At 45.2% G+C, this 25,242-nt stretch carries 13 protein-coding genes, 2 pseudogenes and 1 other annotated feature; of the genes and pseudogenes, 9 read left to right on the plus strand and 6 right to left on the minus strand.

Annotated elements, in window-relative coordinates:
* Positions 1-8: 8 nt before the first annotated feature.
* From gltB (SU60_RS19310) to gltB (SU60_RS19320), 3 genes are all read right to left on the minus strand, one after another.
* Complete coding sequence (gene gltB, locus SU60_RS19310; RefSeq protein ID WP_041156941.1) at positions 9-4,472, minus strand: glutamate synthase large subunit; 4,464 nt, start codon at positions 4,470-4,472, stop codon at positions 9-11.
* 450 nt (positions 4,473-4,922) lie between these two features.
* Complete coding sequence (locus SU60_RS19315) at positions 4,923-6,392, minus strand: glutamate synthase subunit beta (protein WP_041156942.1); 1,470 nt, start codon at positions 6,390-6,392, stop codon at positions 4,923-4,925.
* Positions 6,392-10,930 carry a glutamate synthase large subunit gene (gltB, locus tag SU60_RS19320; protein WP_041156943.1) on the minus strand — a complete coding sequence of 1,513 codons (4,539 nt, stop codon included), beginning with the start codon at positions 10,928-10,930 and terminating at the stop codon, positions 6,392-6,394. The genes SU60_RS19315 and gltB (SU60_RS19320) overlap by 1 nt, the downstream gene beginning before the upstream one ends.
* A gap of 551 nt (positions 10,931-11,481) precedes the next feature.
* On the opposite strand from gltB (SU60_RS19320), the gene mnmL reads away from it, so the two are divergent.
* The 3 genes and pseudogenes from mnmL (at position 11,482) to SU60_RS19335 (ending at position 15,492) form a co-directional block, all read left to right on the plus strand.
* Positions 11,482-12,432, plus strand: coding sequence for a tRNA modification radical SAM protein MnmL/YtqA (gene mnmL, locus SU60_RS19325; RefSeq protein WP_041156944.1), 951 nt, complete (start codon positions 11,482-11,484; stop codon positions 12,430-12,432).
* 258 nt (positions 12,433-12,690) lie between these two features.
* Positions 12,691-15,041, plus strand: a pseudogene (gene arcB, locus SU60_RS19330) (aerobic respiration two-component sensor histidine kinase ArcB).
* Position 15,042: 1 nt separating this feature from the next.
* Positions 15,043-15,492: a hypothetical protein gene (locus SU60_RS19335; protein ID WP_041156945.1), complete on the plus strand. Its 450-nt coding sequence runs from the start codon at positions 15,043-15,045 to the stop codon at positions 15,490-15,492.
* A 117-nt stretch (positions 15,493-15,609) separates the two neighbouring features.
* Here the strand turns inward: SU60_RS19335 and arcA are convergent, their stop codons facing one another.
* Positions 15,610-16,326 carry a two-component system response regulator ArcA gene (gene arcA, locus SU60_RS19340; RefSeq protein WP_041156946.1) on the minus strand — a complete coding sequence of 239 codons (717 nt, stop codon included), beginning with the start codon at positions 16,324-16,326 and terminating at the stop codon, positions 15,610-15,612.
* Positions 16,327-16,687: 361 nt separating this feature from the next.
* On the opposite strand from arcA, the gene SU60_RS19345 reads away from it, so the two are divergent.
* Both SU60_RS19345 and SU60_RS19350 read left to right on the plus strand, forming a co-directional pair.
* The gene (locus SU60_RS19345; RefSeq protein WP_041156947.1) at positions 16,688-17,095 is read left to right on the plus strand and encodes a DUF3293 domain-containing protein; all 408 of its coding nucleotides are present in this window, start codon (positions 16,688-16,690) and stop codon (positions 17,093-17,095) included.
* Between the two features lie 53 nt (positions 17,096-17,148).
* Positions 17,149-17,631, plus strand: coding sequence for a putative 4-hydroxy-4-methyl-2-oxoglutarate aldolase (locus SU60_RS19350; protein WP_041156948.1), 483 nt, complete (start codon positions 17,149-17,151; stop codon positions 17,629-17,631).
* Here SU60_RS19350 and SU60_RS19355 read toward each other — a convergent pair.
* Positions 17,628-18,098 carry a hypothetical protein gene (locus tag SU60_RS19355; RefSeq protein ID WP_041156949.1) on the minus strand — a complete coding sequence of 157 codons (471 nt, stop codon included), beginning with the start codon at positions 18,096-18,098 and terminating at the stop codon, positions 17,628-17,630. The genes SU60_RS19350 and SU60_RS19355 overlap by 4 nt on opposite strands.
* Positions 18,099-18,632: 534 nt before the next feature.
* Positions 18,633-18,750: a sequence feature (Thr leader region), on the plus strand.
* Positions 18,751-18,800: 50 nt separating this feature from the next.
* Here SU60_RS19355 and thrA point away from each other — a divergent pair.
* The 3 genes and pseudogenes from thrA to thrC all read left to right on the plus strand — a co-directional run bounded on the left by thrA (position 18,801) and on the right by thrC (position 23,512).
* Positions 18,801-21,260 (plus strand): bifunctional aspartate kinase/homoserine dehydrogenase I, encoded by a 2,460-nt coding sequence (gene thrA, locus SU60_RS19360; RefSeq protein ID WP_041156950.1) that lies wholly within the window; start codon positions 18,801-18,803, stop codon positions 21,258-21,260.
* 19 nt (positions 21,261-21,279) lie between these two features.
* Positions 21,280-22,235: pseudogene (gene thrB / locus SU60_RS19365) on the plus strand (homoserine kinase).
* A complete protein-coding gene (thrC, locus tag SU60_RS19370; protein ID WP_041156951.1) occupies positions 22,232-23,512 on the plus strand; it encodes a threonine synthase in 1,281 nt (426 codons plus the stop codon). The pseudogene thrB and the gene thrC overlap by 4 nt, the downstream one beginning before the upstream one ends.
* 121 nt (positions 23,513-23,633) lie before the next feature.
* Here thrC and grcA read toward each other — a convergent pair whose 3' ends face one another.
* The gene (gene grcA / locus SU60_RS19375; protein WP_041156952.1) at positions 23,634-24,011 is read right to left on the minus strand and encodes an autonomous glycyl radical cofactor GrcA; all 378 of its coding nucleotides are present in this window, start codon (positions 24,009-24,011) and stop codon (positions 23,634-23,636) included.
* A gap of 329 nt (positions 24,012-24,340) precedes the next feature.
* Here grcA and nfo point away from each other — a divergent pair, with 329 nt between their 5' ends.
* A complete protein-coding gene (gene nfo, locus SU60_RS19380; RefSeq protein ID WP_041156953.1) occupies positions 24,341-25,231 on the plus strand; it encodes a deoxyribonuclease IV in 891 nt (296 codons plus the stop codon).
* Positions 25,232-25,242 lie beyond the last annotated feature (11 nt).

Raw genomic sequence — 25,242 nt, forward strand, 5'->3', positions numbered from 1 at the left:
TCCATGAATTATTGCGCTTGAACACGCAGTTCTGCGGAACTACGACTTTGGTGGCCCAGCAGCGTATTAAGATCGGCTGCTTGAGGTTTCACCAAGTAGAACTTTGGAATCCATTCATCAAAGTTCGCCAAAATAGACTCAGCGTGGCTAGAACCAGTTTCTTCTAAATGCTCTGCAATCAAGCCGCGCAAGTGTTCTTGGTGAATGTATAAATCCGACAGAGAAATGGCTTCAACCGATTCATTATTGACTCGGGCCTCGAAGTTTTTGTGTTCATCAAGTACGTAAGCAAAACCACCCGTCATGCCGGCACCAAAGTTAACGCCAGTTGCACCAAGAATCGCGACGATACCGCCAGTCATGTACTCACAGGCATTATCGCCTGCGCCTTCTATCACGGCTATGGTCCCTGAGTTACGAACGCCAAATCGTTCGCCTGCCGTCCCAGCAGCAAACAATTTCCCGCCTGTAGCACCATACAAACAGGTGTTACCGATGATGGTCGCTTCGTTACATTTGAACGCGGTTCCTAGGTGTGGTTTGATGACAATTTTTCCGCCTGCCATACCTTTACCGACATAGTCGTTAGCATCGCCTGTTAGGTATAGCTCGACACCGCCCGCATTCCATACACCGAACGACTGACCTGCGGTACCATCAAGATAGATTTTGATTGGAGAGGCGGCTAAACCTTGGTTGCCATGGCGTTTAGCTATTTCACCTGATAAACGTGCTCCCACAGAGCGATCAGTATTGATCACATTATAGAAGAAGCTTGCTGATTGGCGTTTTTCAATGGCATCCATCGCATCATCGACTATTTTCTGATTTAGCTCGGCTTTATCAAATGGCGCATTGGGTTCTGTCCAAAATAGTGGATGTGCTTGCGGAGAGACTGGTGCCTCTAAAATATTGGACAGATCAAGCTTGGTTTGCTTAGCAGTAAAGCCTTCTAAGGTTTCTAAGAGGTCAGTGCGGCCAATTAAATCAGTAAGTTTCTCGACCCCCAGCTCAGCGAGTAATCCACGTACTTCTTCTGCAAGGCCAGTAAAGTAGTTGATGACCATCTCTGGTAAGCCTTTGAAGTACTCTTTACGTAGCGTTTCATCTTGAGTTGCAACGCCTGTCGCACAGTTGTTAAGGTGGCAAATCCGTAAGAACTTACATCCCATCGCGACCATCGGTGCAGTACCAAAACCAAAGCTCTCTGCGCCTAAAATCGCGGCTTTCACTACATCTAAGCCTGTTTTTAAGCCACCATCGACTTGCAGACGAATCTTATGACGCAAACCATTGGCGACCAATGCTTGCTGAGTTTCTGCGAGGCCAAGTTCCCATGGACACCCCGCATATTTAACCGAGGTTAACGGACTGGCTGCGGTACCTCCATCATACCCTGAGATTGTAATAAGGTCGGCATACGCTTTCGCAACGCCCGTGGCGATGGTGCCGACACCTGGTTCGGAAACCAGCTTGACGGAAACAAGCGCGTTTGGGTTCACCTGTTTCAAGTCGAAAATCAGTTGGGCCAAATCTTCAATCGAATAAATATCGTGATGTGGAGGAGGGGAGATGAGTGTTACCCCTTGAACCGAATAACGCAGCTTGGCAATTTCTGCGGTGACTTTATGTCCTGGTAGCTGGCCACCTTCACCGGGTTTTGCGCCTTGTGCGACTTTGATTTGCAGTACATCGGCATTGGTTAAGTAGTGTGGTGTCACACCGAATCGACCTGACGCTATTTGCTTGATGCGTGAGTTACGTTCAGTACCAAAACGACGCGGATCTTCACCCCCTTCGCCTGAGTTAGAGTAACCACCAAGACGGTTCATCGCCATCGCAAGAGCTTCATGTGCTTCTGGACTTAAGGCTCCAATGGACATGGCTGCAGAGTCGAAGCGTTTAAATAGCTCTTCGCGAGGTTCGATTTTGGTGAGTGGTAACGGTGTGTCAGACTTTTTCAGCGTCATTAAGTCACGCAACATGGCGACCGGGCGTTGGTTTACGTGCTTGGCATAGGTTTGGTAGTCATGGATTTCACCGGATTTTACGGCGGTTTGTAATGTACTGACGACGTCTGGGTTGTAAGCATGATACTCGCCCCCGTGAACGTACTTGAGTAAACCGCCTTGATCCACAGACTTACGTTTTGTCCATGCTTTACGCGATAAGTTAATCAGGTCTTGTTGGAAGTCTTCAAAGTTTGCCCCTTCAATACGAGTAGCAACACCTCTAAAGCACAAATCAACGACTTCCTGACTTAAGCCGACAGCTTCAAACAATTGAGAGCAGCGATAGGATGCGATAGTTGAGATACCCATCTTCGACATGATTTTGTACAGCCCTTTATTGATGCCGTACTGATAATTTTGCATCACGTCACGATAGTCTTTATCCAGCGCACCACTGTCTATCATCTTACCAAGCACTTCATAAGCCAGGTATGGATACACTGCGGTGGCACCAAAACCAAGCAATACTGCGAATTGGTGTGGATCGCGAGCGGTGGCGGTTTCAACAACGATGTTAGCATCGCAACGTAAGTTCGCTTCTGCCAATCGAGTTTGTACTGCACCAACTGCCATGGCCGCAGGAATTGGCAGTCTTCCTTTTACGAGGGCACGGTCAGAAAGTACAACGAGAACCGTTCCTTCACGCACCACTTGTTCTGCTTGATGACATAAATCATTCAGCGCTTGCTTGAGATCCTTCTCGTTAGGATCATAGTTAATATCAAGGATGGTATTGCGGTAGTGATCATCGCTCAGCCCAAGCAATTGTTGCATGTCCGAATAGAGCAACACGGGTGAATCGAATGTGACGCGATGAGCATGTCCGTCTGTTTCACAAAAAACATTCATCTCTTGACCGATACTGGTCGCCAGGGACATGACGTGTTTTTCACGTAATGGATCGATCGGTGGGTTGGTTACCTGTGCAAATTTCTGGCGGAAGTAATCACTGACTAAACGCTCTTTGGAGGAAAGCACCGCCATTGGTGTATCGTCTCCCATTGAACCAACGGCTTCTTGGCCCATTTCACCCAGTACACGTAGAACTTGATCAACTTCTTCGTTGGTCATTGCAAACTGTTTTTGATACGTATTGAGCTCGTCTTCATTGAAGTTACGCTCGCCAACTTGCGCATCAGACAGTTCAGAAAATGGCGTTAATTTCCGAACGTTGTTTTCCATCCACTCGCGGTATGGGTGTCGAGATTTTAAATCGTTATCGATTTCACTCGACTGCCATAGTTTGCCTTTGCGGGTGTCAATGACTAACAGTTCACCGGGACCAACGCGGCCTTTTTTCGCCACTTCATCCGGTGCGTAGTTCCAAATGCCGACCTCTGATGCGAGCGTGATCAGTTTGTCTTTTGTTATCACATAGCGTGCAGGACGCAGACCATTACGGTCAAGGTTACAGGCCGCATAGCGACCGTCTGATAATACGATCCCCGCCGGGCCATCCCACGGTTCCATATGTTTTGAGTTGAAATCGTAGAACGCTCTTAAATCTTGATCCATATCTGGATGGTTTTGCCATGCTGGCGGCACAAGCATGCGCATAGCTCGGAAGATATCCATGCCTCCGGCCAAGAAGAGATCAAGCATATTATCTAAACTGGAAGAGTCTGAGCCTGTTTCATTGACAAATGGTGCGGCGGTTTGCAGATCAGGCAGCAGTGGAGACGCGAATTTATACGCTCGCGCTCGTGCCCACTGACGGTTACCTTCGATAGTGTTGATCTCACCATTATGAGCAAGATAACGAAATGGTTGAGCAAGAGGCCAGCGAGGCTGAGTGTTGGTTGAAAAACGCTGGTGGAATAAGCAAATTGCTGACTCCATGCGAAGATCCGCAAGATCCAAATAAAAGCGAGGTAAATCTGCGGGCATACACAAGCCTTTGTAAACTAATACTTGTGTTGACAGGCTACAGATATAGAAGTCGCGATCGTTGGAGATCTGTTTTTCGATTCGGCGTCGGGCAATGTACAGGCGTCGTTCAATATCGCGCTCACGCCATCCCGCTGGTGCCGAGATAAAGACTTGCTGAATATTCGGCACAGAAGCAATCGCGATCGGACCAAGTACGGCAGAATTTGTCGGTACTTCTCGCCAACCAGCAACAGTTAGTGTCTCTTGAGAAAGTTCTTTATTAATGATGTCACGAGCTTGTTGGGCTTTAACCGGATCTTGGCTAAAGAAAATCATTCCAACCGCATATTGCTTGCCGAGCTTAAAGCCGCTTTCTTCAGCGACCAAGCGTAAATAGGAATCGGGCTTTTGTAATAGAAGACCACAACCATCACCGGTTTTTCCATCGGCGGCGATGCCACCACGGTGAGTCATGCGGTCAAGTGCAGAAATTGCTGTACGAACCAGCTTGTGGCTTTGTTCGCCTTCCATATGCGCGATCAAGCCAAATCCACAGTTGTCTTTTTCAAGACTAGGATCATAAAGAGCCATTGCAATTCTCCCTTTGCTTACCTGCCTGCTGGCAGGCACATCAACACTGCTTACGTTGATAATGATGACTAACTGTCATTTTTATTTTTTATATTCATTAAGTGGTATGAAAACTCTTAACAAAATCCATGTGTTTTATTTTCATTAACGTCACAAGCTATAGCTTATTATAGGAAAGGTCAAGTTATTAGTAGATAATCACGTGAATGTGGAATTTACCGTGAAATTCGCTGTAATAAATGAATAATTTCAAATAGATATGAAACTAAGCCATACAAACAACTGACATTTGATTCTGATAGACATAAAAAAGACCAGCATAAGATGCTGGTCAAAATCGAAATATTGGAAGGATTTGTTTATCTTTCTTAGCCTCAACTATCAATCATTAATATCTCGATAGCGGATTGAGAGGCTAAGAAAGAAGGGGAATGAATGTAACCATTCCCTCTATGCTGAAAGCATCATTGAATCAGATTTTGCTTCCAGTTGTGTGCCACCCATTAGGTAAGCATCGACTGCGCGAGCACATTCTCGACCTTCGTTGATACAGCGAACAACAAGAGATTGACCTGTACGCATGTCTCCAGCTGCAAAGACGCCTTCTTGGTTGGTAGCAAAGTCTTGCGTTGCAACGTTTCCACGCTCATCAAGAGCGATGTCCAATTGAGCTAATACGCCAGTTGGCTCTGGGTGTAAAAAGCCCATGGCCAAGAATGCCATATCACATGGGATCACTCGCTCACTGCCTTCCACTTCTTTGAAGCTTGGGCGCTCACCAGGTTTTGCATCTTCCCACACGATGTCTGCAATACGTAAACCCGTCACTTCACCTTTATCATTACCGATGAATTCTTTGGTTAGAATGTTCCAATGACGATCCACACCTTCTTCATGTGATGTTGAAGTACGAAGAATCATTGGGTATTGCGGCCATGGCATATTTGCCGGACGTTTTTCTGGTGGAATCGGCATGATCTCAACTTGAGTCACGCTCGCTGCACCATGACGGTTAGAGGTACCCACACAGTCAGAGCCTGTATCACCGCCACCGATCACAACGACATGTTTACCTGCAGCATGAATTTCTTCCGTTTTCAGGTCCATACCATTTGCACGACGGTTGTTTTGCGCTAAGAATTGCATTGCAAAGTAGACGCCATTGAGTTCACGACCTGGAACGGGAAGATCACGAGGAACGGTAGAACCACCAGTAAGTAGCACCACGTCGTACTCTTGACGCAACTGCTGAGCATTGACGTCAACACCGATATGTTGATTGACTTTGAACTCAACGCCCGCTTCTGCCATTAGATTGATCTTACGATCAATGACTTCCATGCTGAGCTTGAAGTCTGGGATGCCAAAGCGCAATAGACCGCCGACTTTTTCATCACGCTCAAAGACGGTCACAGAGTGACCAGCACTGTTGAGCTGTTCTGCTGCAGAAAGTCCTGCTGGGCCAGAACCAATAATAGCAACGGTTTTGCCCGTGCGGGAACGTGGTGTTTTTGGTTTGGCGTATCCTTCTCGGTACGCCGTTTCCACGATGGTTTTTTCAATATTACAGATAGTAATTGGGTCTTGGTTGATACCAAGTACACAAGAACTCTCACATGGCGCAGGGCAGACACGACCAGTAAACTCTGGGAAGTTATTGGTTGAGCTTAGAATGTTCCACGCTTCTTCCCAGCTATCACGATAAACGGCGTCGTTGAACTCTGGGATGATGTTGCCGATAGGGCAGCCGTTATGACAAAACGGTACGCCACAATCCATACAGCGAGAAGCCTGAGTATTGATTTTGCTACCAAACTCCTCGTTCAGAACGAACTCTTTGTTGTTCTTGATACGTTCAGCTGGGTCGATCTTTTGTGGAAGTTCACGACCATGCTCTAAAAATCCAGTAGGCTTACCCATTATACTGCCTCCGCTTCAGTTTGTTGTGCTTCCGCCTGACGCTTTTGAAGTACCGCTTTGTAGTCGCGCGGCATCACCTTGATTATAGAGGCTAAGCTCGCTTCAAAATTGTCTAGGAAAGACTTCGCCACTTCACTTCCTGTGAATTGGACATGTTTGGTTAACATGTCGAGTAAGAAATCTTTGTCTTCTTGTTCGATAGGATCGAGGTCAACGAGTTCAGGGTTCAGTTTTGATTCAAAGTCACCTGATTTATCCCATACGTACGCCACACCGCCGCTCATACCTGCCGCAAAGTTGCGACCTGTTGAACCAAGGATAATCGCTGCGCCACCCGTCATGTATTCACAACCGTGGTCACCAATACCTTCGACGACAACTTTCGCGCCAGAGTTACGAACACAGAAGCGCTCGCCAGCCATACCGCGAATGAACGACTCACCAGATGTCGCACCGTAGAAACATACGTTACCAACAATAATATTGTCTTCTGCGATGATGCTTGATTTAGCGTCTGGGTACAGTACCAAAGTACCGCCAGACAAACCTTTACCCCAGTAGTCGTTAGCATCGCCTTCGACTTCAAACTTCACGCCTTTGGCTAGGAACGCGCCGAACGACTGACCAGCAGAACCTTTGAACTTCACATTCATTGGTTGCGGCAGACCTTGGTCTTTGTACACTTTCGAGATCTCGTTCGACAGCATGGTACCTGCAGAGCGGTCCGTGTTGACGATAGGGAACTCGGCGTTAACTGCTTCGCCTTTTTCAAGTGCAGGGATTGCCGCTTGAATCAGTTTACGGTCAAGTACAGATTCCAGGTTATGGTTCTGTTGCGTTTGATTGTGGATACCGTCTGACTCACGTGGTTGTTCTACGTGTAGTACTGGAGACAGATCGAGGTTTTTGTATTTCCAATGAGAAATATCTTGGCGTAGGCGCAGTTTCTTGCCTTGACCGACCATTTCATCGATCGTACGGAAACCGAGTTCAGCCATGATTTCACGCATACCTTGCGCCATGTATTGGAAGAAGGTAACCACGTCTTCTACGCGACCATCAAAGCGCTCACGTAGCGTTTTGTTTTGTGTAGCGATACCAACAGGACAAGTGTTTTTATGACACTTACGCATCATAATACAGCCTTCAACCACCAATGCGGCCGTTGCTACACCCCACTCTTCTGCACCGAGCAAGGTTGCAATAGCAAGGTCGCGAGGTGTTTTCATCTGACCATCTGCTTGCACAACGATACGGTTACGTAGGCCGTTTTTCAGTAGTGTTTGATGCGTTTCTGCCAGACCTAGCTCCCAAGGAAGACCAGTATGGCGAATTGACGACATTGGTGATGCACCCGTACCACCATCGAAACCGGCAATCAGAACCACGTCTGCTTTTGCTTTGGCAACGCCAGATGCGATCGTGCCGACACCTGCTTCAGAAACGAGTTTTACGTTAACACGGCCCGCGCGGTTGGCGTTTTTCAAATCGTAGATCAGCTGAGCTAAATCTTCGATTGAATAAATGTCGTGGTGCGGCGGTGGAGAAATCAAACCGACGCCCGGAGTTGAGTGACGTGTTGCACCGATCCAATCATCAACTTTATCACCCGGTAGCTGACCACCTTCGCCTGGTTTTGCACCTTGAGCCATCTTAATTTGAAGCTCTTCAGCGTTGGTCAGGTAGTAAGAGGTTACACCGAAACGGCCAGAAGCAACCTGTTTGATTGCCGAGCGTTCCCAGTCACCATTCTCTTTGCGCTCAAAGCGCATTGGATCTTCACCACCTTCACCTGAGTTAGATTTCGCGCCTAAGCGGTTCATTGCAACGGCAAGCGTTGAGTGTGCTTCGTAGGAAATCGAGCCAAATGACATCGCACCTGTTGCAAAGCGTTTTACGATGCTTTCAATTGGTTCAACTTCGTCGATAGAAATTGAGCCTGCTGGATTTTTGATAAACTCAAGTTGGCTGCGCAGAGTTACCGCGTCATCGCCTTGTTTATCAACCGCACTCGCGTACTGCTTAAACTGATCATAGTCTTTGTTACGAGTTGATTGTTGCAGCAGAGAAATCGTTTCTGGATTGAACAGGTGTTTTTCACCACGCTGTTTCCATTGGTACACGCCACCCACATCCAGCATTTGAATTGGAATTTCACGTTGAGGGTAACCAATGCGGTGACGAACGACGACTTCTTTGGCGATATCGTCCAGAGTCAGGCCCTGAATGCGAGAAACCGTACCAGTAAAGTATTTATCAACCACCGACTTGTGAATACCAAGTGCCTCGAAGATCTGCGCGCCATGGTATGATTGCAAGGTTGAGATACCCATCTTTGAGAAGATCTTTAATAGTCCGCCGTTAATTGCTTTACGGTAGTTATCGAATAGATCTCTAGGGTTTGCTTCAGGATCAAGCTTTTTAGTGCGTTGCAGATCAATGATGGTTTCGATAACCAAGTACGGGTTAACCGCGTTGGCACCATAGCCTAGCAATGTTGCAAAATGGTGCGTTTCACGCGCGTCACCGGTTTCTACAACAATGTCACACTTGGCACGTAACCCTTTGCGGATCAGGTGGTGGTGAACAGCACCCACTGCAAGCATCGCTGGGATCGCTGCGTGGTTAGAGTTTACCGCACGGTCTGTCAGTAAGATGATGGAGTAACCATCGATAACCGCGTCTTCCGCATATTGACAGATACGCTTCAGAGCACGCTCGAGTTTGCCCTTATCTTCACTCGCTTGGAAAACGATGTCCAAAGTCTTCGCTTGTAAGTGCTCGTTATCAATCGCGCGCAGTTTCTCGAGTTCAGAGTTTGCGAGTACTGGAGACTCAAGCTCTACTTTTTGACAGTGAAGTGGCGTCTCCGTCAATAAGTTCTGATCTTTACCTAAGTAAGTGTTCAGCGACATCACCATACGTTCACGGATCGGATCGATCGGTGGGTTGGTAACTTGTGCAAACAACTGCTTGAAGTAGTGAGATAAATGTTGAGACTGGTGAGACAGTACCGCTAACGGCCAGTCGGCGCCCATTGCTGAAAGTGGCTCTTTACCATCGTTCGCCATTGGGACGATAATTTCGTTCACTTCTTCGCTGCTGACACCAAATGCTTGTTGACGATGCAAAAGATGTTCTGGTTTAGGCTGACTAAACTGGTTGCTGGCTTCAGGCAGTTTTTTCAGGCTCAGAAGGTTGTCTTCAACCCATTTTTCGTATGGCTGTGCCGTCGCAATGGTGTCTTTCACTTCTTCATCAGAAATGATTCGGCCTTGCTCTAGGTCAGCAACAAAGATACGTCCTGGTTGTAAGCGACCACGGAACTCAACGTTCTCTGGTTTGATGTCAACAACACCAGACTCTGACGCCATTACGAGGAAGTCGTCTTTAGTCACGGTGTAGCGTGACGGGCGAAGACCATTACGGTCAAGCGTTGCACCCACTTGAACACCATCGGTGAAACAGACAGATGCTGGGCCATCCCATGGTTCCATGATGTTTGCGTGGTACTGATAGAACGCGCGACGTTTTGGATCCAGATTTTTATTTTCTTGCCATGCTTCAGGGATCATCATCATTAATGCATGTGGCAGGCTACGACCAGAAAGAACCAGGAGCTCTAACGCCATATCAAAGTTTGATGAATCTGAGCTGCCTTCCTGACAAATAGGAAGGAGCATGTCGATCTCTGCCTGAGTAAACAGGTCTGATTCTAGAATCGCTTCACGGGCTTTCATCCAGTTCAAGTTGCCGCGAACTGTGTTGATTTCACCGTTGTGTGCAATGTAGCGGAAAGGCTGTGCCAGACGCCATCTTGGGAACGTATTGGTAGAGAAGCGAGAGTGCACCAGCGCAAGAGCTGTCACCATCGTTGGGTTCTGCAGATCGAGGAAGTACTGTGGTACTTGCTCAGTGGTTAGCTGACCTTTGTACACAATGGTCTTATAAGACATTGAGTTAATGTAGAAGTCGTCACCGATATTTGAAACGCTTTCTAAGCACACGCGTACTGTGTAGTTACGCAGCACGTAAAGTTTGCGCTCAAGCTCTTCTGGTGTAATCCCAGGACCGCCAGAAATAAACACATGTTCAAATTGAGGCTCTGTGCTTAATGGATCCGCGCCGATCATTGAGTTATCGGTTGGTAGTACGCGGTAGCCGATCACTTCAAGGTCGAGACGCTTAGCGTTACGCTCCAGAATATCTCGACATTGTTCGCGTTTGTATTCGTCTTTAGGGAAAAGAACGACACCCACACCATACTTTTCGAAAGAAGGCAGTTTAATGCCTAACTTAACGGCTTCTTCCAATAGGAATTCATGAGGTTTTTGCAGCAGAATACCTGCGCCGTCACCGCTACATGGGTCACAACCTTGACCACCGCGGTGCTCCATACGCGCAAGCATATCGAGTGCTTGAGTTACAACATCATGAGATTTACGGTTTTTAAGGTGAGCAACAAAACCGATTCCACAAGCGTCATGCTCCAGCTCAGGAGTATATAGACCTTGTGAACTTTGCTCTCTATTTACCATAGATACGTCCTTCCAGTTCAATGTTGGCGCAAAAATCCCTGCGGACAGAGTCCACCGTGACACATTTTGCGCCTTGTCCTTTATATTTATGATTCGCCACTAGCCGAGGTTGACCAGCGTTGATTCCTTTCCGTATCTCGCAGAAAAGTATTGCGAGAAAAACATTCCTTAGTGATATCCCTTGATTTATTTTCACTTCATAGTGATTTATATAGGTAGGAGTGGGATATCACCGACAAATCCCAAGGTCCAAAGTGTAGTAAAAACCACAAAACGGAGGGGTTTGTGTAAGTATCCTACAATTTTGTTACTTCAAAATGCAATGAAAAGTCGCCTTTGTGACGCAATTTTTTCGTCTAAATATGCATTTTGTCATTAACATTTGCGCAACATTGACGCTTTTTGTATGTATTTATGCAGGTTTATTGATTTTGACCTAAATCAGCTCCGTTTTAATTGATTAGTATTATTTGCTTTTTCTTGCAGTGATGTAATTAATTTACACAAAACGTAGTGAGAGTGATTGCGTTTCGTGTTTGTGGTGAGGGTATATGCAGTTACATGAATTGGTGAATACACTAGGTCAAGATCTTCAGCGTCGTTATGGAGAAAAAGTCCATAAGTTGACCCTGCACGGCGGATTCAGCTGCCCTAATCGAGACGGCACGATTGGACGTGGGGGATGTACGTTTTGTAACGTGGCGTCATTTGCGGATGAAACTGTACAGATCAAAAGTATTCATGATCAACTGCAAGATCGCGCAGGTGAAATTAATCGTGCGAAAAAATACTTAGCTTATTTTCAAGCTTATACCAGTACTTATGCAGAAGTTCAGGCATTGAAAGCAATGTATGAAGAAGCGCTAAAAGCGGCAGATATTGTGGGGTTATGCGTTGGTACTCGTCCTGATTGTGTCCCTGATACCGTACTGGATCTATTGTCTGAATACGTGAATCAAGGTTATGAAATTTGGCTTGAGCTCGGATTGCAAACTGCTCACAACGCCACATTAAAACACATTAACCGTGGTCATGACTTTGAATGTTATGCCGCTATTACTCAACGCGCACGCGCCTTAGGGATTAAAGTGTGTACCCACTTAATTGTCGGTCTTCCTAAAGAAACGCGAGAGCATAATATAGACACCATGAATCAGGTCCTTGGAGTCGGTACGGATGGGATAAAATTACACGGCTTACACATTGTAGAAGGTAGCACCATGGCTAAAGCTTGGCGTGCAGGAAAACTCGACGCGCCAGAGCTGGAAGAGTATGTCTCCATCGCAAGTGAGCTGATTCGAATGACGCCTCCGGAGGTCATTTACCACCGAGTTTCTTCGGCGGCTCGGCGCCCGACCTTACTTTCACCATTGTGGTGCGAGAACCGTTGGTTAGCGATGACGGAAATCGGTCGCGCATTGGATAAAAATGGCGCTCAGGGTTGTTTGACCGGGAAAGCATTTGTGTACACGAAACCAGAACTCCTAAAAACCTCAGGCTAATACCTTCAATAGCCGTTTTAACCATGTTCTACTTCCTCGCTTTGTGACCGCTTACTCTAAGTTGAGAGCAAGCGGTTTAACTCCCACTCGCAAACAAGTTAAACTGCTGATGCGTGGTATTTGTCGCTCACTCCCCTGAAGTGCAGTTCGATCGCCTACGTGATGTTTCCGTTATTTGCAGGCATCTACTTTCAAGCTCTATGTCTGTTTGCTCCCCACCATCAGGGATGGATGTTTAGTTGCCCCTTGGAGTCGTGAATGAAGCCCATGAAGAATCTCGCCCAGTATTATGTCGACCTGCTGGTTAAACTGGGGATAGTCCGCTTTTCAATATTGCTTGCCTTAGCATTGGTCGCTTTAGCCGTTGTCGTTCAAGTTGGTATTACCCTCGCTCTAAAGGGGCGAGTGGATAATATTGATATCGTCCGTTCCGTTTTTTTTGGTCTACTGATCACGCCTTGGGCGGTTTACTTTTTATCGGTGGTCGTGGACCAATTAGAAGAATCACGACAAAGGCTTACTAAGCTGGTGTCGAAACTGAAAGATATGCGCTCACGTGACCAAGAACTCAATGCCCAACTACAGCAGAACATAGAAAAGCTAAATCAAGAAATCGAAGAACGAATTAAAGCGGAAGAAGCACGTGAAGAAGCGATGCAAGATCTTGAAAATGAGGTGTTTCAGCGTGAGCGTACCCAGTTGGAGCTGGCAGAGCGTACCGCATTATTGCGTTCGTTTATTGATGCTTCTCCTGATTTGATTTATTACCGCAATGCGGACGGCATCTTTTCGGGTTGTAACCGAGCGATGGAAGAGCTGACAGGTAAGAAAGAGCATCAATTGGTAGGCTTAAGCCCTTGGGATGTTTACAGCAAGGAAGTGGCTCAGCCGATTGTGGACACCGATCAAAAAGTCTTTACCGACAACCAAGCAATCACTTATGAGCAGTGGTTGGAATACCCTGATGGTCGTAAGCATTACTTTGAGTTACGTAAAGTGCCTTTCTACAGCAAAGATGGTCGCCACCTTGGTTTGGTTGGGTTTGGTCGAGATATCACCGAGCGTAAACGCCATGAAGAGTCGTTAGAAAAAGCCAGCCGTGATAAAACCACGTTTATTTCTACGATCAGCCATGAACTGCGTACACCATTGAATGGCATTGTAGGGTTAAGCCGTATGTTGCTCGATAGTCAACTGACAGACGAGCAGCGTAAGCACATGCAAACGATAAATGTCAGTGCTATCACACTCGGCAATATTTTTAATGACATCATTGACATGGATAAATTTGACCGTCGCAAATTGGAGTTATTACCAGAGCCCCTTAATTTCGATGATTTTGTCGCTGAAATTGAAAGTATCTCCGCCTTAATGGCTGAGCAAAAAGGGTTGCGGTTTGATTTAGAGCGGCTTAGTGAACTGCCAAAAGCGATTGAAGTTGATGCCACTCGACTGCGTCAGGTGATCTGGAACTTAGTTAGTAACGCAATGAAGTTCACCAAAGAAGGTGGCGTTGTCATGACCGTAAGTGCCGATATTGAAGACGACTACGCGACCATCATCATCGAAGTTGAAGACACAGGAATTGGCATTCCAGAACAAGAGATCGATAAGATTTTCGCCATGTATTACCAAGTGAAATCAGGGAAAGATAATCTTCATGCTGTAGGAACAGGCATTGGGCTTGCCGTGTCCAAGCAACTGATTAACTTGATGGATGGTGATATTACCGTAAGCAGTGAAGAGGGATTTGGTACCACTTTTACTATCTCGATTCATGTTCCCGTCGTGGAGTTGAAAACACCCGCGAATAAGGCGCAGCTAGGCAATCTACATTTGAATATTTTCATGGTTGAAGACATTGAGCTTAATGTTACGGTCGCGAAGTCTCTATTAGAAAGTTTTGGGCATACTGTCACGGTTGCGATGACAGGCAAGAAGCGTTGGTTAATTTTGTGCCTGACCAATACGATCTTGTTTTACTTGATATCCAGTTGCCTGATATGACCGGCTTTGAGGTAGCGAAATATTATCGAGATCATTACGACAACCTGCCCCCACTCGTTGCGTTAACCGCTAATGTCATCAAAGATCGTCGTGAGTATCTAAACAATGGGATGGATGATGCCATCAGCAAGCCACTAGCGGTGAACGCCATTCAATCGGTTATTGACAAGTTCTTTATCTCTAGCGAAGAAAGTGTCCCTTCGTTGGAGAAAATCGAAGTGGAAGTGGAGTCAACTTCCTCTCCGTTGATTGAGACACACTTGCTTGATCTTGATATGTTAGAGTCTTACGTGGATATTGTTGGTGTTAAGCCTGTCTATGATAGCCTAACGATGTTTGAAGAAATGATGCCGGATTACCTCCAGGTACTCGACTCTAACATGACCGCTAAAGACAAAGATGGCATTGTTTCTGAGGCTCACAAGATTAAAGGTGCCGCAGGTTCGATTGGTTTAAAACGGATTCAAAGTGTTGCACAAAAAGCGCAGTCTCCAAATATGCCAGCTTGGTGGGAGAATATTTCCGATTGGGTTGATGAGATAAAGAATGAATACAAGAATGATATTCAAGTGCTAAAAAATTGGTTGGAGCAGAAGGATTAATATGAAAAGACTCGCCCCAGTGGTTTTTTCAGTTGCAGTTTTGGCGGGTTGTGGTTCTACACCTGAGGTAAATTGGTTGCAAAATAGTCAGGTTATCATTAATCGGGTTAATGTTGAGCTGAATAGCTATCTTTGGGTTAATCTGATGCCGACAGTGGGTGAAGAGCAACAGCAGAGTATTCACGGTTCGCTTGCGCTTCAGTCTGATCAGCAGTTGCCAGCCAACCTCACGGTAGAGTCCCTTATTCTCAAGCAAGGCCATTCAGAATGGACGTTAAATGCAACGGATCTCGATACTAGAACACACAGTGAAAACGAATGGGAAGTGGTATTCACATCAGATATCGAAATTAATACGGAGCGTTATGTCGATTTGGCTGTATTGTTGGATGATGCGGGTAAAAAGCGTTGGCTAGTTGAGAAATCTGTAAAGGTGAACAAAGTTTATTAACGGCGCAGTCCTAGTCCTCATAACAAAAAAAAGGGCCGACTCATTTAGAGTCAGCCTTTGGAATATCTGGACGTTTTCTATCTAGATGATGTTTTATCTAGACGATAGTACTAGCCATTACTCTTCTAGATCACCACAGAAGCGATAGCCTTCTCCATGGATCGTCGCGATAATTTCTGGCGTGCCAGATACCGACTCGAAGTGTTTACGAATACGACGAATGGTTACGTCAACCGTACGATCATGTGGCTTTAACTCACGACCTGTCATCTTCTTCAGAAGGTCGGCACGTGTTTGGATCTTGCCAGGGTTCTCACAGAAGTGCAGCAGAGCACGGAACTCTGAGCGAGGTAATTTATAGCTGTCGCCATCAGGACTTACGAGTGAACGACTGTTGATATCGAGAACCCAGCCGTTAAATTCGTACTTTTCTACTAAGCGTTTCTCTTCTTGAACCGCGTTGCTGCTCATTGAGCGACTCAATAAGTTACGTGCACGAATAGTCAATTCACGTGGGTTAAATGGTTTAGTGATGTAATCATCAGCACCAATCTCTAGGCCAAGGATTTTATCTACTTCGTTGTCACGACCAGTCAAGAACATCAGAGCGACGTTGGCTTGCTCACGAAGTTCACGTGCAAGCAAAAGACCATTCTTGCCTGGTAGATTAATATCCATAATCACCAAGTTTACTGAGTTGTTAGATAAAACTTGGTGCATTTCTTCACCGTCACTGGCTTCAAAAACAGCGTATCCCTCTGCTTCAAAAATACTCTTAAGAGTGTTACGAGTTACTTGCTCATCTTCAACGATAAGGATCTGCGGGGTTTGCATTGGCGGTACCTAAATTTGTGACAAAATTGTGCTAATAGAATAAATTCTAGGCAAAAATATAACATACAGGTAATGTAAATTTGATAATAAATCAACTTAATCAAAAATACACTTCTTTCTGTTAACCGCCCTCCATGGGTTTTTACCAACTCACCAAACTATGATGACGAAATTTATTCTTGTTGGGTTGTTTACACTCCATACCTTAAAATCTACGTGACGTGGACTGTAAACACCCTGAGACTTGGAGCGGATTTTATATTGTTAACAGCATGCTAACAATGCTCAAATGTTAATTCCATGCAGTTTGTTGATTTACATCAATTGATGAAATGCAACTGTTACTAATTGTTTAAGAGTTATGATAGAAAAAAACAATACGAATATTGAACCAGAGTTGTGGAATGCTTATTCACAATCATTTTTTCGTTTTGGTAGTAAATGGGACGCGCCACGTTATGTTGTGATAACGGCTTGGAACCCATACAGTAAACTGCGGTCAAAAGAAGAGAATATCATCAGTAATCAAGCGCTAGAGAAACGATTAACACACAAGAAATATGTCCCAGTTACTGTTGGTGATAGCGACTTCGAATGGAAAGAAGAAAGTTTTGCCGTTGAAACCTCTTTAGCGTCCGCGACTTCTTTAGCCAAAGCATTTCATCAGTACGCCATTTATTACGTAGAGAATGGAACTCTCTATCTCGTTGCCTGTTCTGACCCCGACCGAAAACATAGAATCGGAGAGATAACAGAGCGACTCGTTTAAAAGGATATCACTCGCTGGAGTCTCACTCGGGGGGGTAAAATCACGGAGGAAATATGATCGATATAACACCAGACATTTGTGATCAATTTGAAGATCAAGTTATCTTACTTAGCTTACCATTGCAGAACTTTGGTCAACGCAGTGCTTTTCACGGTGAAATAGTGACAGTGCGCTGCTATCAAGATAACTCAAAAGTACGTGAAGTTTTGGAGCAGGATGGGACAGGTAAAGTCTTGATTGTCGATGGTCACGGTTCTTGTCAAAAAGCACTATTAGGCGATCAACTCGCTATACTCGGTATAGAGAATGGTTGGGAAGGTATTATTGTATACGGTGCGGTTCGCGATGTAGCGCAAATGTCGCAAATGGACATTGGTATACAGGCTCTAGGTACATGTCCGTTTAAAACAGAGAAGCGTGGCATGGGAGAAGTCAACGTAACGTTAACGATGAATAATCAAATTGTTCAACCGAAACACTACGTTTATGCGGATTGGAACGGCGTGTTGATATCTAGACAAAGGCTCGAAATTTAGAAGCGAAACCCTAATCCTACCTCAATGCCTTGTTGCCAGTCTTGGTAATCAACAGTAGCGTGAAGATCCAGTTTATCGGTGATCTTCATTCGACTTGATACTTCGGCAGCAAGGCCATTTTCTTCTTCATTCACTCTCTCATCCGATTCATTTCTAAATGATCGTACTGTGCTTTTAACCGTGATTCGATCGTTAAAATGATAACTTACACCGCTTAAAAATCCACTTTGATTGTTGGTAGGTGAGTTATTGACACGCGCACCCACGTAAAGATCAACAGAATCGAGAAGTTCGTAGGAATAGCCGCCATCGATATTCCATACGTCAAAACTATCGTTCTGATAACTCTCACTAGAAATAAATAATTTGTGTGGAGAAGGGGATACCTGTCCAGGAAGAGGAGGAAGATCGGTCGCTAGACAAACGCCAGGCACAAAGAAAAGAGACAGAAAAAGCCATTTTTTCATGTTCACCACTCCTTGTGTGCATTGTTTTTATCATTGCTTTTTTATCTAAAAGCTTTCCACTATTAAAGCATATAGTAAGCAAGTTAGCTTATTTATTTTATCAATAATTCATACCTATGAATACCGATCACAGTTACAAAGTTGCAACCTGTTGATCGTAATGTCTCGTAGTGTGATCTTGCCCGTAAGCATACGTTCAGAGTGCTCAATACGACCTCAATTTGACAGGGTAACTAGGTTGATCGTATTGATTGCGAGAGTTGCTCTCGTTTGTCACCGTCGATAATAGCGCTTTTTATACCATCACTCGAATTTCAAATTGTAGCCGCTCGTCATCTATGTCGCTTTGTCAGCACTAAGTATTTGAGTCTGGTTATGTACGTGCATTTTTGTTTAATTATCAGTGAGATTGAATAGCATGAATCTCTGGAAGACCGGAAAACAAACATTTTTTTGTTGACTATGAATCAGAAACTCGGTAAACGTAGAGGTAAGCAAACACAATCAGCAGTAAAGATATATTTATGTCATTAAACAGCCTCGTTATCACCACCATTATTATTACCGACATTACACATGTTGGGGCAGGCTGCTGAGCGAAAAGAAATTCACGAAAAAGGCCTGTATCCAACAAGATACAGGCCTTTTTTTATGCTTTTAAATACAGAATTTAGACAGGTTTAAGAAATACCGGAGGAAGGGATGCGAGTATTGAAGTTTGGCGGCTCATCATTGGCTGATGCAGATCGCTTTTTAAGAGCGGCAGATATCATTGCCAATAACGCTCAACAAGAAGAAGTGGCCGTGGTGCTCTCTGCACCAGGTAAAACAACCAATAAGCTAGTTGCCGTAATTGAAGGCGCTTTGCGTAATGGTGAAGCAGAGTTGCAAATCAATGAGCTGGAAGAGTCGTTTAAAACGCTGTTAGCCGAGATTCAATCTGTTTTGCCAGGTGTGGATGGTACCGCCTACGATAACCAAGTTAAAACCTCGCTTTCTCAATTACGTCAGTATGTACATGGTATCGGACTGCTTGGTATGTGCCCAAACAACGTTAACGCACGTATTATCAGCAAAGGTGAACGTGTATCGATTCAACTGATGAAAGCCGTCCTTGAAGCAAAAGGTCAGCAAGCGAGCCTCATCGATCCCGTTGAATACCTCTATGCACAAGGCGATCACCTTGAAGCTATGGTCGATGTGGATATTTCAACACAAAACTTCCGTCAGAGACCGCTTCCTCAAGGTCATGTCAACATTATGCCTGGCTTTACTGCTGGCAACGAAAAAGGCGAGCTGGTTACTTTAGGTCGCAACGGTTCTGATTACTCGGCAGCGGTATTAGCCGCATGTCTGCGCGCAGATTGCTGCGAGATTTGGACTGACGTGGATGGCGTATACAACTGTGACCCTCGTTTGGTTGAAGATGCCCGTTTGCTGAAGTCACTCAGTTATCAAGAAGCTATGGAATTGTCTTACTTCGGTGCTTCTGTTCTTCATCCCAAAACCATTGCACCTATTGCGCAATTCCATATCCCATGCTTAATCAAAAACAGCTTCAACCCTCAAGGTGCTGGTACGCTTATTGGACAAGATACGGGTGAAGACAATCTGGCGATCAAAGGTATTACGACACTGAATGATCTCACTATGGTCAATGTCTCTGGTCCGGGTATGAAAGGCATGGTCGGGATGGCAAGCCGAGTGTTCGGTGCCATGTCTTCGGCTGGCGTGTCTATCGTGTTGATTACTCAATCTTCTTCTGAATACAGCATCAGTTTCTGTATTGAAGCTCAAGATAAAGCGAAAGCGCAGCAGACATTGGCTGAGTCGTTTGAACTGGAATTGAAAGATGGTTTGTTAGAGCCGGTTGAGTTCATGGATAACGTTGCTATCGTGACGTTAGTCGGTGATGGCATGCGTACTTCACGTGGTGTGGCTTCACGCTTCTTCTCATCTTTGGCGGAAGTGAACGTGAATATTGTGGCGATTGCGCAAGGTTCCTCTGAACGAGCCATTTCCGCTGTTATCCCAGAAGATAAGATCTCTGAGGCGATCAAAGCGTGTCATATGAACCTGTTCAACTCGAAACACTTCCTCGACGTATTCGTTGTCGGTGTCGGTGGCGTTGGTGGTGAGCTGGTGGATCAGATTGAGCGTCAACAAGCGAAACTGGCTGAGAAAGGCATTATTATTCGCGTTTGTGGCTTGGCGAACAGCAAAGGCTTACTGCTCGATAGTGAAGGGTTACCGCTGGAACATTGGCGTGATCGCATGTCTGCAACAACAGAAGAATTTAGCCTAGCTCGCTTGATTGCTTTGGTGCAACGCAACCACATCATCAACCCTGTTTTGGTCGATTGTACGTCTAGTGAAGATATCGCGAATCAATATGCAGATTTCCTCGCGGCTGGTTTCCACGTTGTTACACCGAACAAGAAAGCCAATACTGCCAGTATGGCGTACTACCATCAGCTTCGTGATGTGGCGCGTAACTCACGCCGTAAATTAATGTACGAGACAACAGTAGGTGCGGGTCTTCCAGTTATCGAGAACCTGCAAAACCTGATTTCAGCAGGTGACGAGCTGGAACGATTTACCGGTATTTTGTCAGGATCATTGTCGTATATCTTCGGTAAATTAGATGAAGGCATGAGCCTAAGTGACGCAACCAATATTGCGAAACAAAATGGCTTTACTGAGCCAGATCCACGTGATGACCTATCAGGAATGGACGTTGCCCGTAAGCTACTCATTTTAGCTCGTGAAGCGGGAATGTCACTGGAGCTTGAAGACGTTGTTGTCGATCAAGCACTGCCACCTGGTTTTGATGATTCAGGCAGTGTTGATGAGTTTATGGCACGTCTACCAGAAGCCGATGCGTACTTTAAAGATCTTGTTGCAAAAGCCGCGGAAGAAGGCAAAGTTTTGCGTTACGTCGGTGAGATCATCGAGGGTAAATGTAAGGTGAGCATGGTCGCCGTGGATGAAAATGATCCAATGTTCAAAATCAAAGATGGTGAGAATGCACTGGCGTTTTACAGCCGTTACTATCAGCCAATTCCATTGGTTCTGCGTGGTTACGGTGCAGGTACTGAAGTGACCGCCGCGGGCGTATTTTCAGATGTGATGCGAACTTTAGGTTGGAAACTAGGGGTATAACGGAATGAGTTCAAGTGATATGAGTGTGGTAGTGTATGCCCCAGCATCAATTGGTAATGTTAGCGTCGGATTTGATGTTCTGGGGGCTGCTGTCTCTCCTATTGATGGCACGTTGTTGGGTGATCGAGTACAAGTAAAATCTGGCTCTGAACCATTCAGTTTAAATACAGCAGGTAACTTTGTCTCGAAGTTACCTACAGAGCCAAAAGAGAATATCGTTTACGATTGTTGGGTGGTGTTTGCTCGTGAGCTAGATAAAAAAGGTGTTGAGCTTAAACCTCTGGAAATGACGCTAGAAAAGAATATGCCAATTGGATCGGGTCTTGGGTCTAGTGCTTGTTCAATTGTCGCTGCGTTAGACGCGTTGAACCGCTTTCATGGTCAACCGCTAAATGAAACCGAGTTATTAGCCTCATGGGCGAAATGGAAGGCAAGATTTCTGGCGGTATCCATTATGACAACGTGGCGCCTTGTTATTTAGGTGGCGTTCAGCTGATGCTTGAAGAGCTTGGTATTATTAGTCAGGAAGTACCATGCTTTGATGACTGGTACTGGGTGATGGCTTACCCTGGTATTAAAGTCTCCACTGCCGAGGCACGAGAGATCCTACCATCTCAATACCGTCGACAAGATATTATTGCTCATGGTCGCCACCTTGCAGGCTTTATTCACGCGTGTCACTCTGGTCAGCCAGAACTTGCTGCGAAAATGATCAAAGACGTGATCGCAGAACCGTATCGTGAGAAACTGCTACCAGGCTTTGCCAATGCGCGTCAATACGCTGCATCTGCAGGTGCATTAGCAACTGGCATTTCTGGCAGTGGTCCGACACTGTTCAGTGTATGCAAAGAAAAAGATGTCGCTGAAAGAGTCGCTCGTTGGCTTGAACAAAATTACGTACAAAATGAAGAAGGATTCGTCCACGTTTGTCGACTGGACAAGCAAGGTTCGATTGTTACAGGAAGTGAGCTATGAAGCTTTACAATATAAAAGAAAATGATGAACAAGTATCTTTTGGCCAAGCCGTTCGCCAGGGATTAGGTCGTAATCAAGGCCTGTTTTTTCCATCGGAATTACCAAAATTTGATGATATTGATGCGCTGCTTGAAGAAGACTTTGTCTCTCGTAGCACCAAAATTCTGTCTGCATTGATTGGCGATGAGCTAGCAGAGGATCAAGTGAACGCTATGGTTGATGCGGCTTTTCAATTCCCAGCCCCTATCAAACAAGTCAAAGATGGTGTGTATGCGCTAGAGCTTTTCCATGGCCCAACCTTAGCATTTAAAGACTTTGGTGGCCGCTTTATGGCTCAGTCACTGGCAGCGGTATCAGACGGCGGTAAGATCACCATTCTTACTGCGACGTCTGGTGATACTGGCGCGGCCGTTGCCCATGCCTTCTACGGCATGGAAAACATCAATGTCGTGATTCTTTACCCGAAAGGCAAGATCAGCCCGCTGCAAGAAAAGCTTTTCTGTACCCTCGGTAAGAACATTCACACTGTCGCGATCGATGGCGACTTCGATGCTTGTCAGGCACTCGTAAAGCAAGCGTTTGATGATGCGGAATTGCGTGAAGAAATCGGTCTTAACTCCGCTAACTCGATCAACATCAGTCGCTTAATGGCGCAGATCTGCTACTACTTTGAAGCGGCTGCACAGATGAGCAAAGCTGAGCGAGAAAATCTCGTTATCTCTGTACCAAGTGGTAACTTTGGTAATTTAACGGCAGGTCTGCTGGCAAAAGCGCTTGGTTTGCCTATTAAGCGTTTTATCGCTGCAACTAATGCGAACGATACTGTACCGCGTTACTTGGAAACAGGGCAGTGGGATCCAAAACCAACTGTTGCAACCACGTCTAACGCAATGGATGTGAGCCAACCAAATAACTGGCCACGTATTGAAGAGCTATGTCGCGTCAAAGAGTGGGGCTTGGAAACGCTCGGCAAGGGGGCGGTATCTGATCAGCAAAGTGCAGAGTCCGTAAAAGAGCTTAATTCACTGGGGTACTTATGTGAGCCACACGGTGCGATTGCTTACCGTGTTTTGAATGAGCAACTTCAGGCTGGAGAAACTGGTCTGTTCTTATGTACTGCCCACCCTGCGAAGTTTAAAGAAGTTGTGGATGAGATCCTGGACTCAGATATTGAATTGCCTGCACCATTGGCGAAGCATGCTGTGATGGAATTGCTGTCTGAAGACTTAGATGCGAACTTTGATGCTCTGAAAGCCGTGTTACGTCGAGTTCAATAAGCCGAAACATAACAAAGTAATAAAGAAAAGGTGGAGTTAATCTCCACCTTTTTAATTTTGCTATAGCATACAAAAACGGCGCTCCATGAGCGCCGTTTCTTAATCTACCGTCGCTTCTCTATTATAGAGATTCAGTAAATGTACGAGCGATTACATCACGTTGTTGCTCTGGAGTTAGCGAGTTGAAGCGAACAGCATAACCAGAAACACGAATGGTTAGCTGAGGGTATTTCTCAGGGTTTGCCACTGCGTCTTCAAGAGTTTCACGTTTAAGAACGTTCACGTTTAGGTGTTGACCACCTTCAATCTTAGGTGCTGTTTCGATAGCAACTTCACGCGACTCGTAGTCACCTAGATCGCTGATTGCGATAACTTGATCTGCTTCAAAGCCAGCTGTTGCAGCAACACAACGCGCTTCGTTTTTTTCGTTGTCGAGTAGCCAGATTGAGTTTAGTAGTTCGTCATTGGCTGCTTTTGTAATTTGGATACCTTGGATCATCACTATCTCCTAGTCCACATTTGTGGAGTTTTATGGTGTTAATTTTCAAATTTCTTATTGAGCTGAGTATTATATAGCTAATAACCACTATTTTGATATTGATTTAGGTCAAAAAACAACGAAAAACATTATTTTTTCTGAGGTTGTTTTGTTGAGTTAAATCAATAAAGTGTTTAAAAACATAGTTTTTAAATTTATTTTAATTAATTTAAAAAATAGTTAAATCTGTAATTTGTAGTAATTTTACTACAAATTACAGTTCGAGAACTAACCAGTAATGGGTAACTACTTGTATTTAGGCCCTTATACTGAAAGTCAAAAGTGATTAAATAACAAACATGAAAAACACGTTTGGAAATAAGTTTATCGGTGCCCACGTTTCTGCTGCTGGAGGCGTGGATCAAGCGCCTTTGCGAGCGCGTGAAATTGGTGCCAATGCATTCGCGCTGTTTACCAAAAACCAGCGACAGTGGGCAGCCAAGCCGTTAGAACAGCAAACCATCAATGCATTCAAAGCAAATTGCAAGATGTTGGGTTTTGGTCCTGATCGTATCCTTCCTCATGACTCGTATCTGATTAACTTAGGTGCGCCAGAAGAAGAGAAACTCAACAAATCACGTGCAGCCTTCATTGATGAGATGGTGCGTTGCAACCAACTTGGCCTGACTCTACTCAACTTTCATCCCGGTAGCCATCTTAAGAAGATCTCTGAACAACAGTGTCTTGCCACGATTGCCGAATCTATTAACTTAGCCCATAAAGCGGTGCCTAATGTGATCGCCGTGATAGAGAACACTGCTGGGCAAGGCTCGAATCTAGGATGGCGGTTTGAACATCTCGCAGCGATCATTGAACAGGTTGAAGACAAGCAACGTGTTGGCGTCTGCCTTGATACGTGTCATACGTTTGCTGCTGGTTATGACCTCAGAACAAAAGAGGAATGTGAACGCACATTTGCGGAGTTTGATCGTATTGTCGGTATGCACTATTTGAGGGCAATGCATCTAAATGATTCAAAAGTCGAACTTTCAAGCCGAGTCGATCGCCATCATTCATTAGGTAAAGGTGAGATCGGTTGGGATTGTTTTGAGTATATTGCGAAAGATCCCCGTTTTGATTCTATTCCATTGATTTTAGAAACAATAAATCCAGACATATGGCCTGACGAAATCAATGCATTGTGCTCTTTTCATCGTGAAGCCATAAACAGGACGGACTAAGTGCAAAGTTG

Source organism: Vibrio mytili (genome assembly GCF_000830505.1).
GTDB lineage: Bacteria > Pseudomonadota > Gammaproteobacteria > Enterobacterales > Vibrionaceae > Vibrio > Vibrio mytili.